Source organism: uncultured Bacteroides sp. (assembly GCF_949298305.1).
Lineage (GTDB): Bacteria > Bacteroidota > Bacteroidia > Bacteroidales > Bacteroidaceae > Bacteroides.
Genome location: NZ_CASFWU010000075.1, coordinates 1 through 13,863, shown reverse-complemented (window position 1 = coordinate 13,863; position 13,863 = coordinate 1). Strand labels below are relative to the sequence as shown.

Sequence of the window (13,863 nt, the reverse complement as noted above, 5' to 3'; positions counted from 1 at the left end):
GGACATAAACATGTGGAAGCGAAGAACGGAAGGTTCTCCGCAGGGAATACTCGTGGATATTCTCACTATGTTGAGAGTGTTATCCAAAACTCAGGTTATCCGGAAATCGCCAACTTCTTCGACAGGCGTTCCACTAATGCGGCTTCCGAATCGTTCAATGCCAAAATCAAGGAGTTCAGAACACAGTTCAGGGAAGTCAAGGACAAGGTGTTTTTCCTCTTCAGACTGACTAAAATTTATGCTTAAATTATGAATCCCTCAGGTTGTTACGTTGAACCATTTTTACGTAGACCCGGCAAAATTCCCAAAGGCAGGTGAAGAAACGAAGAAAGGAAGTCTAAAACCTGTAATTATCAGTGTTTTAAGAACTTCCTTCTTTGTGATTCCGTTGCGATTCGAACGCAAGACCCACGCCTTAGAAGGGCGTTGCTCTATCCAGCTGAGCTACGGAACCAGCCTTAAATGCGGTGCAAAATTACTTCTTTTTTATGAATGCTGCAAATATTTGCTTTAGTTTTTTATGTATAGGCTTTATTTTGCTATTTACGTAATATAACACATGTTACTACTCTCGTAAAAACCTCAAAAAAGTTAAAAAGTTTTTGTTGCTCCGTTTTACTCCATTAATTTTGGATTATCAATTTTAAACATTTAAAAGCAATATGAAAAAATTAATCTTATCTCTTGCACTATGTTGTGCAGCCTTTAATTTATTTGCGCAAGACACTCCTGAGCTTGCCAAGTTGAGAAACGATGGAATTGCAGCTTTGGAAGCTAAGGATTATCAGACAGCTTACACCAATTTCAGTTCTTACATGAACCAGACAAACAATCAAGACTCTGTCATTGCATACAACTGTGGTATTTGTGCAGATAAAATCAAGAAGCCGGCAGATGCTGTGAAGTATTTCGACATTGCCGTACAAAAGAAATATAATTTGGCAAATGCCTATATTGGCAAGGCCGGCGCTTTGAAGGACCTGAAGAAGGATAATGAATACGTAGCTACATTGAAAGAAGGTTTGGAAGCCAATCCGGGCAACAAAACGCTGACAAGACTGTATGCCACTTATTATGTAAACCAAGGCATCATGGCTCAGAAGGCCAAGAAGGTGACAGAGGCTGAGGATGCTTATAAGCAGGCAATCGAAATCCAGCCCAACAACATCAATGCTCTCAACAGCCTGGGTTCGCTGTATTACTCTACGGGTGCCGCTTTGGTTCAGAGCGATGCCGAGAAGGCCAAGGTTGAGTTCCAGTCGGCCAAGAAGTATCTGGAACAGCTTGTGCCGCTGCTTTCTGCTGACAAACCCGCTCAAAAGAAGATGCTGGACAATGTAAATACGATGCTGAACTATATCAATTCAGTATTGAAATAATTTCTGCTGTATCTGGCAGGACAGGCTACGGCTGTCAAGGGGAAATTTGATTCTCCCTTGACGGCCGTAGTTCTTTTTTAGGGGGCAATCTGTTGTTATGAAAGGATGTTTCCCGTTTCCGTAATGAGCAGGACGGTCAGTTCTCCGTGGGGAAGGAGGGGTGCGCAATGTCTGGCACATCGGACTGTCAGTCGGTGGGCGAATGCCGTTTGTTCTTCTGCGGGCAGGATGTCCCACAGTTCCCGCGCCATGTTGATGCCCTTTATTTTTTCCAGTGTTCCATTGCTGCATCCTGCTTCGCGGGCCACATCCAGGACAAATGTCCGGTTCATGGTGACATGTTTGCTGTGGGTGTCCAGATGGCCTTCGGCCAGTTTGACGGCTTTTCCTATCATGAGTCCCAAGGTGAGATGTCCGATACCCAGTTCGGCTGCAATCCGAATGGTTTCGCCGATGTAGTTGCCATAATGCACAAATGCCTGGAGGGGCAGCTCGGGATAGTAGCGGTGCAGAAACTTTTCGCTTTTGGCACCGGAGTTGATGACAATCCGGTGGCTGCCTGTTGCCTGTGCCACTTCCAGTGCTTTTCGGATGGAGTTGATGAAGGCTTCCGAGGAGAAGGGCTTGACAATGCCCGAGGTGCCGATGATGGAGATTCCACCCACAACTCCGATGCGCGGATTGAACGTGCGGCGGGCTATTTCCTCGCCGCCCGGAACCGAAACCGTGATGCAGAGGCTTTGTACAGACTGCGAGCCGTCACACTCCTTCAACACCTTATGGACGTTCTCCTCCAGCATCTTTCGAGGCGTATCGTTGATGGCGGGTGCTCCCAGCGGCAGGCCCAATCCCGGCATTGTTACCGTGCCTACGCCCTCACCTCCTTGCAGGGTGATGGCTGTCTCTCTGGGGGCGGAGTGCAGGGAGTTCGATGCCATTGTGGCGGTTACGGTGGCGCAGATTCTCATTCCGTCCGTGATGTCCGGGTCGTCTCCGGCGTCTTTGGTGACAGAGGCGCGGGCGGTCAGGGTGAGACAGCCGTCGGCATTCGTCGAGTGGGCGATGGACGGTTCTACCTCAGTCTGTACGGGTATGGTTTCTCCGTCAGGCAGGATGACCGGGCACTCCGACAGGCACTCTCCCGTCAGAAGATAGTGGGTGGCGGCAGTGACGGCAGCCGTGGCACAGGTTCCTGTGGTCAGTCCGCTGTGTAGCGGATAGAAGTCGGGCAACAGCTTTTCGACCATTCTTCGCAGTCCGTGTTCGCCGTTGGCTGTGTAGAAGGAGCGGGGCGTTTCGGGCCGCCGGATGACGAAGACACGGATGCCCAGTTCCAAGGCTGCATCCACTTTCTCGCAAAATCCGCCGGAGGTACCGCTCTCTTTGGTTAGTATGGCATCCGGCTTCAGTCGGGCCAGGAAGGTCCGTTCATCCTCTTCGGGGTGATAATAGCAGATGTCTGTCATGGGGAATCCCTGCCGGGCGGCCATCGCCCTGGACGAATCCCTGTCCAGGATGCGGAACCGACAGCGGCAACCTTCCTTTTCCTGCCAGAGGGCTTTCAGCTTGCCGATGGTTTGCACACCCGTCAGTGCCAGCAGGGAACCGATGCCAGCCTGTCTGATTTGCAGGACGGCCTCTTCGTAGTCCTGACACCAGCAGAGGTGCACTTCGTCGCGTGTAGGGAAGATGCGTTCCAGCCGCACCACCGGAATGCCGAGGCGCAGGGACACCTGTTCCACCGTCTGGTGCAGTTGTTCTGCAAAAGGGTGGGCGGCATCCACCATCAGGCGGATGCCGTGCTGGCGGCAAAAGGTGTACAGCCCTGTTTCGTCCAGTGCTCCCTGCTGGCGTACACCGTGGTGCAGGCAGATTTCCTGTTCGTCGCCTCTAGTCGAATAAAAATACGTCTTTCCCGCTTCTTCGAGCGTTTGGGCGGCAATGCGTCCTTCGGTTGTACCTCCTAAAATCAGAATCATGGTGGATGTGTGGTGCTGGGCGGTTATGGGCGATACAGGTGTTTGAACTCGTGGGCATAGAGTCGCGACAGGCCTTCGCGGTTACCGATGGCTTCGCCTACCACAATCATGGTGGTCAGCGTCAGTCGGTTTTCGCTTACTATCCGGGCCAGGTCTTTCAGCTCTCCCCGGAAGATGCGTTCGTCGGGCCAGGTGAGGTGGTAGCACACGGCTACGGGTGTCGTCTCGGGATATTCCTGCAGCAGTTCGGCCTGTACCTGGTCGGCAATGCCGGCACTCAGGAAGATGCACATCGTGCTCTGCGAGCGGGCCATGAGGTGCAGCTTCTCCCGTTCGGGCATGGGGGTACGTCCCTCTCCGCGTGTCAGGATGATACTCTGTACCTTCTCCGGAATGGTGAACTGCGACTTCAGGGCTGCTGCGGCAGCCTGGAACGAGGAGATGCCCGGAGTGATGTGGTAGCTCATGCCATATTGGTCAAAATAGTTCATCTGTTCCTGAATGGCTCCGTAGATGCAGGGGTCGCCCGTGTGCAGCCGGACAATGAATTTTCCCCGGTCGTAGAAATCTTTCATCAGTTCGAACTGTGCCTCCAAGTCCATCGAGGCCGAGCTGCGCACGGTGGCGCCGGGCTTGGCATAAGCCGTCAGTTCGCGGGGCACCAGGCTGCCGGCATACAGCACCAGGTCGGCCCTCTCCAGCATCTGCTTGCCGCGTACCGAAATCAGTTCGGGGTCGCCGGGGCCTGCTCCTACAATCTCGATGTGACCTTGGCGGAGGAAGCGGCTGTCTACCGATGCGGCCACAGTGTAGTTGCTCCCTTTGCTCTTGGGCAGCAGCAAGTGCGGGTTCCCCGAGCTGAGGATGGCTGCCGCTTCGCTGACACTGGAGGTGCCCATGTGCTTTTGTACGGTTTCGCTGGGATGTGGGACATCTACCCCTGCCAGTTCCTCTGCCGGATAGAGCGTAACCGGATATTCCTTGCCGAGTGCCTGCAGCATCGGTTCGTCTTTCTTCTCCGTAATGCTGGACAGCGAAGCGATGGCCTGGCGGCAGATGCCGTTCTCGGCAAGCGTCTGGTAAACCTGTCCGATGACCTCGTCCGTAGGGCCGGCCTGACGGGCCAGTCCCAGGCCAACGTGGACAATGGCGGGTACGTAGCAGACGGTGGGAACCGGCACCTGCGACGGTATGCGTGGGGAGACGCACAGCAGCAGTTGGAAGCGGGTGAAGTCGATGTCTGCCAGGCGGGTGAACACCTGGACTTGTGCGGGCAGGTGGGCTTCCAGCCAGTCTGTGCCCTTGTCGCGGATTTCAAGTAGTAGGGCGGTAGGCTTGCCGGCGACGAACAGGCTGATGCACGTGTTCAGGCTGTCGCCCTCCAGCGGCTGCGTGTGCCAGTCGAACCGTTTCCCCAGCGTGTCCAGCGCCCATAGTCCGGTCCGGTCGCTCTGGGTGGTAATGACCGGTTCGGCACCCAGCGTGTGGGCCATGGCTTCGGTCAGGCCGTTGGCACCGCCAATGTGTCCCGCCAATACCGATACGACATACCGTCCCGTACTGTCCACGCATAGTACGGCGGGATCCGTGTGCTTGTCGCGGATGTGGGGAGCGATGGTGCGCACACAGATTCCCATGGCGCCTATGAAGACGAAAGCGTCGTAGCGTCCGAAGGCCTGTTCCATCCAGCTCGCGAGGGAGGCAATGTGTACATATCCTTCGGTCCGGATGGGGGAATACAATTCCATGTCGTTCCATTCGGCGGTCAGTTTCCGGGCTGTATCCTTGCCGCCTTCCGATATAAGTATAAGGGCTGTTTTCATGCTGTTTTCTTTCAGTTAGTTTACGAAAGCGTGGCTTTCATGATGTCTATGGGGTTATAGTCGTTCAGTGCGATGTGCAGGGTGGGGTGCAGGCAGAAGCCCTCTTCGGTGGCTCCTGTCGCAAAGGCTTCTCTGCTCTCGGCCGTTACGGAGTTGAAGACCAGGCATCCGCCGGGTTGCAGCACCTCCTTCACGCGGTGCAGCATTTCCTTCAACCGTCCGCCGTGTCCGCCTATGAATACGGCATCCGGTCGGGGCAGTTGCCGGAGGTCGGCCGTAAGAAAGTCGCCGATGACGGCTGTGATGCCGGGTGCGCCGAAGCGGCGGGCGTTGGTCTCCATCAGTTCGCGTCCCTGCGGTCTGACCTCAAAGGCCACCACAGTGAGATGTGGAAACTGTAGGCGGGCCTCGATGGAAACCGAGCCGGTGCAGAATCCGATGTCCCAGAACACCTTCCGGCGGTTCAGTTCGAGCGTTTGCAGGCTCAGCAGACGGATGGGAGCCTTGGTTATCATGCGTGCACGTCCGTCCAGGTGGGCAAACGCTTCGTCGGGGATGCCCCAATAGTGATGCCGTCCGCAGGCTGGCTGCGTCAGGACGGCCATGAGGTTGTTGGGGTGCTCGAATGTCTTCTGTACGGCTTCCTCGAGTGTCAGCCGGCGGACACGCTCTTTGTCCGGATTGCCCAGGTGTTCTCCCACGTACAGCGTGTATCCGGTGTAGCCATATTCCATCATTCGGGCGGCGATGGCAGCCGGGGTATGCTCGCGGTCGGTCAGGATGCCTATCTTGCCGGCCTGCTCCATCAGTGCCCGGTCCAGTTCCTGCCACGGCCTGCCGGTGAGCGACACGGTACGCATGTCATCGTAGGGCATGGCCAGCCGGTGGGCCAGCAACTGGAGGGAGTTGAAGTACGGGTAGAGGCGCAGAGCCGCGTCGGGCAGCTTGCGCCGGATGGTGTTGGCGAAGCCGAAGAACAGGGGGTCGCCCGAAGCGAACACCACGATGGTTGCGTCGTCATCGGCGGCAAACACCTCTTCGTACTGGGCAAACACGTTGTCTATGGGGACAGTGATGGCAATCCACCGGGCGTCTGCGGGCAGCAGTTCCCGCACGATTTCGCGGTGTCTGACTCCTCCCGAGAACACTTTTCCGGCACGGATGTGTTCCATAACTTCCGGAGGAAAGAAAGGAGTCCGGTTGTCATCCATTCCGATGACGATGAAATGTCGGCTCATGCGCTGGTTCTCCATGTTTAGTTCATCAGACGTCTCTTCCCGGTCTCAGCAGTTCCGCATCGTTGTAGCAGAGGATGGCGTTCACCAGGGTGGCGGCCAGGTTGCTGCCCCCTTTGCGTCCCTCCACAATGATTTTCGGAATCTGGGCGAAAGGCTTCACCATGTGTTTCGATTCCTGCACGTGTACGAAGCCCACCGGTGCCGCCACGATGCCGGCCGGAGAGGCTTTACCCTTGCGAATCAGGTCGCACAGTTCCATGAGTGCGGTCGGTGCGTTGCCGAATACGTAGAGGGCGTCCGGATGTTCGGCTGCGGCCAGCCGTATGCCGGCTTGTGTGCGGGTGATGCCTTTCTCAGCGGCCAGGGCTGCTGTGCGCGGGTCGCCCAGATAGCATTTCACCTCCACTCCCAGCCGTTGCAAGGCTCCTTTCCGGATGCCGCTGGCTGCCATGGTCACATCGGTGACCACGGTCTTGAGGTGGCCTTCCGCAATGCGGCGGTAGAGCGAGGCCACGGCATCCGGGTCGGTGTACAGCAGGTGCTCCATCTCGAAGTCGGCCGTGGTGTGTATGGCGTGCAGCAGGGCCCATTTGTGGTCGGTAGGCAGGTCTTTGCGTTTCAATTCACGTTCGATGGTGCGGAAGCTGCGTATCATGATTTCCTGCCCGATGCCGGTTCCTTCATCAGTCTCTTCCCGGTAGTATCCGCGCGGGGTGATGAAGGCGCCGTTCCATTCATAGGACTGCGAGTTGCCTATCAGGACTACGGTGAACATATCGGTCTGTTCCGGGGCAAATTCGCCCAGGGTGGTGATGTGTACCTCCTGCTCCGGGCGGCCAGCCTGACGGACGTAGCCTACGGGAGTCTGCGGCAACCTTCCGTGAGCCAGAAACAGCTCCTTCAGCCGGTGCAGTTGCCAGTAGCGTCCTTCGCTGCGGGGATTGTAGACGGCGGTCACAAAGTCGGCGGTGGCTGCCGCCACAATTCTTTTCTCGATGGTTTCCCACGGGGTCATCAGGTCGGACAGGGAGATGACGCAGAAGTCGTGTCCTACGGGAGCACCCAGCAGCGAGGCCGCTTTCTGGAAGGCGCTGATGCCTGGCAGGGAGACAATCTCTACCCGGCTGTTCCTCTCCCGCTTCATTTCGTAGACGAGGGGAGTCATGCCGTAGATGCCCGCATCGCCCGAGCTGATGACGCAGACCGTCTTTCCCTGTTCAGCCAGCTCGAAGGCCTGTTCCGCCCGCTGCCTTTCCCGCTTCATGCCCGTGTCCACACACTGCGTGTCGGGACGCAGGTAGGGGGTGACGAACTGGAAGTAGTATTTGTAGCCCACCACCACGTCGGCCTCCTGCAGGGCGGATATTACGGCGGGGGTGATGTCCGTTTCGCTGCCGGGACCCAGCCCGGCGACAATTATCTTAGGTTTTTTCATTTCTTTCCCAGGTTATTTTTTGGATTCGCAAATATACATCTATTTGTCGGATTCTGCGGCGTAGCGGGCCTTTTTCTCCTGGATGTCCACCATGCGGTGTGTCAGCAGGAAGCGGATGTGCCCGATGAAGATGTCCTGCACTTCGGCAATCTCACCCAGGCCTTCCGTGCAGACACGCACGCCGAATCTCTCCTTTTCCAGTGCTTCTTTCCATTCGCCGGCAATGTCGTTGCGCGCATGGTCGCCGGCCACGAACATGAAGGGTACCAGCGTCACCTCCTTGGCGCGTGCGGCCTTCAGCCGGGCCAGTACGGTTTCGTAGCTGGGGTAGCCCTCAATGGTGGCCACGTGGAAGCGTTCGTGTCCGGCGGTCTTCAGCATGTAGTCCAGCTGGCTATAGATGGCGGTGGCGGGGGTATAGGTGCCGTGTCCCACCAGCACCACATGGTTTCTGCCCGTGGCAGCCCCGCCGTGGCGTACGGCCAGGATATCCGCTACCTTTTCGGTATCTTCTACCGAGTAGAGCAGGGGAGTGCCCACACGGATTTCCTTGAAGAAGGGAGCTACGGCCTCCACGTCCTTGCGGAGCGATTCCATCTCCACTCCCTCGATGATATGCGTGCTTTGCACGATGACGTGCGTATAGCCTTCGCCGCGCAGGCTCAACAGGGCTTCGAGTGGTGTCTGCTTCTCCACACCCCGGGTGCGGAGGCGGCGGATGACGATGCGCGAGGTGTAGGCTTCGCGAAGGGTCAGTTGGGGAAACGCCTCCCGGGCCTTCCGGTTGATGGCTTCAATGGTCAGGGTACGTGTGTCGTCATAGGTGGTGCCGAAGTGTACCATCAGCAGTGCGGCCTTGTCGCCGCGACCCATGCCGGCCAGCAGGTCGCTTACTGCGAAGCCGCCCCCTTCGTGCGCCTGGCAGAAGAGGGCGGTTTGCAGCAACAGGAATAAAACCAGTGCTTTCTTCATAGTGCGTTCTGTTTTAATCGTTGCTGATGACCCGCAGGATGTCAAAGTAGAAGCTGTCGTCCACTTCCGCGCCTTTCTCCACCTTTCCGGTGGCAATGTCGTAGACGTAGATGCACGACTGTTCGCGGGTGTTGACGCCAATGTAGGCCTTGCCGTCTACCACGGCTGTGCGTTGCGAGAAGCGTCCGGCGCTGTAGGGGATTTCCTCTCCGTTGTATTTCAGGCGTTCGCGGCTGCCGTCGGCCAGGTTGATGATGGTGTAGTAGTGGCAGTAGGAACTGATGTTCTGTGTGCCGTCCTGCGGGTCGCCGTTGTCGTCGCGGGCATAGGCCAGTGCCTTTCCGTTGCCCAGATACTGAAGGGTGAGCAGCTTGCCGTCGGCGTTGGGGTAGCCTTCGTAGCTGGCGTCAAACTTGGTCTCGCCCTTGTTGATGCGCAGCAGGCTGCCTATCTCCTTGCCGTTGGCGTCGGGGCTGAAGGCGGCCAGATAGAGGTTGTCCGCCTCGTCATACATCACGCAGTTCTGCATCAGTTCGCCGTAGGCACTGCCGGCCATCTGTTCGGCAATGTTATTGGGCTCGTTGCTCTCCACTTTCATGGTCGTCGGGTCAATGACCGCTGTATAGAAGTAGGGAGTGGCCTTGCCGTTGCGCTTCGAGGTCTTGGCAAAGTAGAAGTAGTAGAGTTTGCCGTCGCTCTGGCGGTAGGTCAGGATGCCCGAGGTCGTCAGCACCGGATAGCCTTCGGGGGCGCTGATGCCTTCCACGGTGCCGCTGCCTTCGATGGTCATGTTGTCAGCGTTCAGCTTGGTCCAGATGATTTTGTCCGTATCGCCGTTGGCGGCCATGATGAGCAGGGTGTTGTCATTCAGCCAGGCGTGTGTGTAGGAGCGGGCCTTGAACGTACATCCGTCGGCAAACGGACGCTGCGCCACCACGTTCAGGGCGTTCTTGCCCGTGGCGGGGTCGTAGTTCACCTCCAGCTTCACAAAGCGGTCGGCCGGCTGGTAGGGCACTTCGTAGTAGTATTTGCCTTTCACGATGGCCTCCATGGTATAGGTGTTGCCGTCCGATTCAAATTCCGATCCGATGCCCTCAATCGATATTTTTTCGGCATCGGCGCCCAGGCTGGAGACGCTGCGCACGATGGTGCCGTCGCCCTGGCTCATGCCGCCATGTTTGCCTACGCTCATGAAGAGGTCGAAGTGGTAGTTCTGGGTGGTTTCGCCGGAGTCACCTCCGGGATTGCCGCCGGGACCATCGTTCGGGTCGTCCGAACAGGCAGTGAAAGACGCGGCCATCAGTACGGCCATACATGCGCTGAATAAAGACTTGAATTTTCTCATGTCTGATACTTATTAAATTGTTAGGGTTAATTGATGAACAGTCTGAATTTGGCAAAGAAGGCCCGTCCCGGCTTCTGCAGCTTGTAGTTGTCGTAGGCCGTGCGGTCCAGCAGGTTGGTGCACTCCAGCGACAGACTGTAGCAGTCGTTTTTCCAGGAGTAGGTGAGGGCGGCGTCGCAGATGTGTTGCGTGGGTATGCGCGACTTGTTCTCGTACGAGCCGTAGGCTTCCCACGTCAGGAAGTACCAGTGTACCCACTGGTAGCTGCAGGCCAGGCGCAGCTTGCTGTCCGGCAGCCCGACGTTGCGGAAGGTATAGTTCGCCTCGCCGCCTCCGAACAGCCACGGGCGGTTGGGCAGGCGGTTGTTGTAGGTGGCAGAGGGCTTCCCGTCGGTCTTGTAGCGTTGCTGGTCGCGGGCGTCTTGGTAGCTGAGGTTGGCCGACAGTTGCAGTCTGTGCTGCCAGTCGTAGCGCACCTCGCCTTCCGCCCCCTTGATGTGTACGGCCGGCACGTTGCGGTACTGCATCATGCCTTCCTTCTCGATGACCTGCATCTGGATGAAGTTGTCTGCGAAGCGCAGGAAACCGTTGGCTTCGTAGTACAGGGTGTGGCCGGCGGCCGGATGCCAGGTGCCGAAGAAGCCCAGGTTGGCGTTGTTGCTGCTTTCGGGCTTCAGGGCCACGTTGGCATAGATGGTGGTGCCGTTGCCCAGCAACTCACGGGCCATGGGCAGACGGATGCTGTGCTCGAAGGAGGCCTTCAGCGCAAAGGCTTCGGCCACGCTGAAGCGGGTTCCCACGCCGTAGCCCGGGTAGCTCTTGGTGAGGGAGCCGCTTACCGTGTTGGAGCCCGTGGTGGCTCCCAGGTCGGTCTGGCGGATGTCGGCATGGTTGGTGTAGTTCTTGACGAAGAAGGTGTTGTCCCAGCGGTTGTCCAGCAGCGACTGGTGGTAGGACAGGCTCACGATGTGTTTGGCCAGCACGTCGTTCGACGGCTCGAAGTCCGTGTCCAGGTCGTCGTAGCGACGGTTGCCCGTGCGGTTCAGCGAGTAGTCCAGGTTCAGGCTGTGGTGGGCGTTCAGGCTGTAGTCGGCGTTGGCGTGAACCAGGGTCATGGGACGCTTGTAGTGGCGTATGGAGCGTTTGTTGCCGGTGATTTCGTTGCGCGAGCTTAGGATGTAGTCGCCGTTCCAGTCATATTTCCGGTAGGCGGTGTCCACGGTCAGCGAGTGGTCCCAGGTGTGGGACAGCGATGCGTTCAGCTGGAGCCCCTTCACCAGAAAGTCGCGCTTGCGGTAGCGGGCGGAGACGTTCCAGGCGTCGGTCTGCTTTTCGGCCATGCCGTAGACCACCGTCTGCACCGAGCCCGTCTGCAACTCCTTGTCCGTCTTCGAGTAGGAACCGGACACGAAGAGGGCGTCTGCCCAGGGCAGGTTGGTGAAGCCGGCTTCCACCTGTGCCAGCAGCGAGAAGTAGCCGTCGTGGAAACGCTTGCGGTCGGCATAGATGTAGGCATCCTGGGCTTCGTCCCACACTTCCACCCCTTTCATGGTGTAGTCGTTCTGCGAGTAGTTCACGCCCACCGTGGGCCTTACAATCAGTCCCGTCCTGCGCTCCACGAACTGGGCGTTCAGGTCGGCCTTGTGCGTATGGAACGAGCCTGCTCCGTAGGACAGGTCCAGGTAATTCTCCTTTTCTTCCTTGGTGACGATGTTGATGGCTCCGCCCAGTGCGTCCGTGCCCAGGCTGGCGGGCACCACGCCCTTGTAGATTTCAATGCGGTCTATGATGTTCACCGGCAGGTTGGCCAGCGACACGCCGCTCCCCTTGGCGTCCAGCGGCACGCCGTCCAGAAAGTAACGCACCGAGTTGCCCGAAAGACCGTTGATGGACAGGTCGAAGTCCGAGCCCACGCCGCCTTCTTCCCTCACCTTGATACCCGTGGTGCGGTCTACCAGGCTGTTCAGGTTGTTCAGTGAGCCCGCCAGTGACTTTACGTCCAGTGCGTTGACGGCAAAGACGCCCTCCTTCAGCTGCTGCGTCCGGCTTTTGCCGTAGACCTCTACCGAGTTCAGGCTGACGGAGCTTTCCTCCAGCGTGAAGTTTCTCACTTCGTCGTGGCGCAGGTCGATGTCGGCCTTCACGGTGCGGTAGCCCAGAAAGGAGACCACCAGCGTGTACCTGCCCGGCACGAGCCGCAGGGAGTAGTTTCCCCCGTCGTCCGTGTAGGTGCCCCGGGAGGTGTTCTCCACGGCGACGGTCACTTGCGGCAGGGGTGCGCCTGTCCGGTCGGCGACTTTGCCCGACAGGGTGACTTGGTTCTGTGCCGCCAGAAACAGGTGCGGCAGGCCGAGCAACAGCAGCAGGATGTATGCACTTCTTTTCATTCCGTTCCTTTTTTTTAGTGAAGCGTTCTGTCTTTGCGCTTTCGGGGGAATAGAGTAGGGGAGTGACAAAGAAGTCTGGTTTCTTCAGGTCCCGAGGGGGGAGAAAATAAAGAAGGCCACAGGCTCGATGTTTTACGGCTTTATTTCCCGAAAGCGTAAAAACCATGCAGTCTTGGCAGGTCTTCTGACTCGTTTCGTCTTAGGAAGCCTTCCCGTCCCCGTTTGGCGGCGGACAGTGGCAAAGAGATTATCCTAAAACTTGGGATGAAACTCACAGCAGCGGGTCTGTCCAGGATTTGCACCTGATTCCCTTTTCATCGCGGCCTCCGGGACAAGTGGCGGTCGCGAAACCAAAACTGCGGCAAAGATAGCTGTTTTTTCCGGATTATCAGCAAAAAGCACCGGATTCTTTTTCCAGTAGCTTTGTCTGTGGCCGTAGATGGCGGCACGCGCATGGTGCAGGTTCCGGCAGATAAGCGCCGTTTTTTCAGCTGTGCAACTCTGTCTCTTCCGCGGTGCTGCCGGCGCCTGGTTGGTTGCGAATCCAATGCAAGTGCAGGTAATCCTCCAACTACTTATAGGTAGTTCCTAAATTAGCCATAAGTAATTGGTCAACTACTTATAGGTAGTCTGAAGCCCCGGCAGGAGAGAGCCGGTAGAGGGCATGTTCAGTCGTTAGTTATCCACTTTAAACCCCATATGAAAACAGATTTATAGGGCCGTTTTACTTAAGTTATGCAAATATTGACAGTAGTTAACCTGCCGAAGGAATAAAAGACAGAAATACTTTCAGATGTCTCAAGGGGGGGCTGCCCCTTGCTGGAAACTTTCTTAGGTGTTTTTCATAATAATCTGTAAAAGAAATTGGTATGCCTGGATAGGTGGATGCGGGCAAGCTTGTAAGATTCCTCAAGCCCGGTCTCTTGACCGGGATATATCTGCACAAACGTTACGACGTTGGTGCGCGTGCAAGTGGTACGTCTTAAGTAATACATACAGAAACAGCTCGGCTGCAAATCTAGGGTAAACATCTGTTGTATAATAACAGAGTGTGTCTTTCTGAACGGTTCTTGCCATCAGGCAGCCACCGGTCGAAGTCTTTTATCAGATAGCTGAAGGACTAAATCGTACTTCTTTCAAAAGAATGACTACTAACTTCTGGTTTCCATTCCGAGAATTAGGAATCAATGTGGCGATAGCTCTTTTGGGGTCAGCGGATATTCCCGGTTGGTAGGCATGGTGTATCAAGCGTATTGCGTAGCAAGTCTGAACATAAAGAACTTGATGTCTCCCACACCTCGGAAC

Annotated in this window: 9 protein-coding genes, 1 tRNA gene and 1 riboswitch; of the genes, 2 read left to right on the top strand and 8 right to left on the bottom strand. The window is 56.7% G+C overall.

Annotated features, from left to right (window positions below):
- Positions 1–246 (top strand): transposase (locus Q1Y74_RS10495; protein ID WP_300814254.1); only part of this gene is annotated, 246 nt, incomplete at its 5' end.
- Between the two features lie 134 nt (positions 247–380).
- Here the strand turns inward: Q1Y74_RS10495 and Q1Y74_RS10490 are convergent.
- A tRNA-Arg gene (locus Q1Y74_RS10490) sits at positions 381–454 on the bottom strand.
- Between the two features lie 208 nt (positions 455–662).
- Between Q1Y74_RS10490 and Q1Y74_RS10485 the strand changes: the two genes are divergently transcribed.
- Positions 663–1,379 (top strand): tetratricopeptide repeat protein, encoded by a 717-nt coding sequence (locus Q1Y74_RS10485; protein WP_300814253.1) that lies wholly within the window; start codon positions 663–665, stop codon positions 1,377–1,379.
- Positions 1,380–1,474: 95 nt separating this feature from the next.
- Here the strand turns inward: Q1Y74_RS10485 and cbiD are convergent, their stop codons facing one another.
- Genes cbiD through Q1Y74_RS10450 form a run of 7 tightly spaced genes read right to left on the bottom strand, consistent with a single transcriptional unit; the run spans position 1,475 to position 12,558 of the window.
- Entirely contained in the window at positions 1,475–3,358 is a 1,884-nt protein-coding gene (cbiD, locus tag Q1Y74_RS10480; RefSeq protein WP_300814252.1) for a cobalt-precorrin-5B (C(1))-methyltransferase CbiD, read from the bottom strand.
- A gap of 23 nt (positions 3,359–3,381) precedes the next feature.
- Positions 3,382–5,181 (bottom strand): precorrin-4 C(11)-methyltransferase, encoded by a 1,800-nt coding sequence (cobM, locus tag Q1Y74_RS10475; RefSeq protein ID WP_300814250.1) that lies wholly within the window; start codon positions 5,179–5,181, stop codon positions 3,382–3,384.
- Between the two features lie 20 nt (positions 5,182–5,201).
- Positions 5,202–6,419 (bottom strand): precorrin-6y C5,15-methyltransferase (decarboxylating) subunit CbiE, encoded by a 1,218-nt coding sequence (cbiE, locus tag Q1Y74_RS10470; RefSeq protein ID WP_300814255.1) that lies wholly within the window; start codon positions 6,417–6,419, stop codon positions 5,202–5,204.
- Positions 6,420–6,444: 25 nt separating this feature from the next.
- Complete coding sequence (cobJ, locus tag Q1Y74_RS10465) at positions 6,445–7,854, bottom strand: precorrin-3B C(17)-methyltransferase (protein WP_300814249.1); 1,410 nt, start codon at positions 7,852–7,854, stop codon at positions 6,445–6,447.
- A gap of 39 nt (positions 7,855–7,893) precedes the next feature.
- Positions 7,894–8,826 carry a sirohydrochlorin cobaltochelatase gene (locus tag Q1Y74_RS10460; RefSeq protein ID WP_300814248.1) on the bottom strand — a complete coding sequence of 311 codons (933 nt, stop codon included), beginning with the start codon at positions 8,824–8,826 and terminating at the stop codon, positions 7,894–7,896.
- 13 nt (positions 8,827–8,839) lie between these two features.
- Entirely contained in the window at positions 8,840–10,171 is a 1,332-nt protein-coding gene (locus Q1Y74_RS10455) for a hypothetical protein (protein WP_300814247.1), read from the bottom strand.
- A gap of 26 nt (positions 10,172–10,197) precedes the next feature.
- Positions 10,198–12,558 (bottom strand): TonB-dependent receptor, encoded by a 2,361-nt coding sequence (locus tag Q1Y74_RS10450; RefSeq protein ID WP_300814245.1) that lies wholly within the window; start codon positions 12,556–12,558, stop codon positions 10,198–10,200.
- Between the two features lie 156 nt (positions 12,559–12,714).
- Positions 12,715–12,928, bottom strand: a riboswitch (cobalamin riboswitch).
- Between the last annotated feature and the right edge of the window lie 935 nt (positions 12,929–13,863).

Coding starts and splice junctions, on each gene's coding strand:
- Q1Y74_RS10485 (WP_300814253.1), top strand. CDS start 663: ATGAAAAAATTAATCTTATCTCTTGCACTATGTTGTGCAGCCTTTAAT.
- cbiD (WP_300814252.1), bottom strand. CDS start 3,358: ATGATTCTGATTTTAGGAGGTACAACCGAAGGACGCATTGCCGCCCAA.
- cobM (WP_300814250.1), bottom strand. CDS start 5,181: ATGAAAACAGCCCTTATACTTATATCGGAAGGCGGCAAGGATACAGCC.
- cbiE (WP_300814255.1), bottom strand. CDS start 6,419: ATGAGCCGACATTTCATCGTCATCGGAATGGATGACAACCGGACTCCT.
- cobJ (WP_300814249.1), bottom strand. CDS start 7,854: ATGAAAAAACCTAAGATAATTGTCGCCGGGCTGGGTCCCGGCAGCGAA.
- Q1Y74_RS10460 (WP_300814248.1), bottom strand. CDS start 8,826: ATGAAGAAAGCACTGGTTTTATTCCTGTTGCTGCAAACCGCCCTCTTC.
- Q1Y74_RS10455 (WP_300814247.1), bottom strand. CDS start 10,171: ATGAGAAAATTCAAGTCTTTATTCAGCGCATGTATGGCCGTACTGATG.
- Q1Y74_RS10450 (WP_300814245.1), bottom strand. CDS start 12,558: ATGAAAAGAAGTGCATACATCCTGCTGCTGTTGCTCGGCCTGCCGCAC.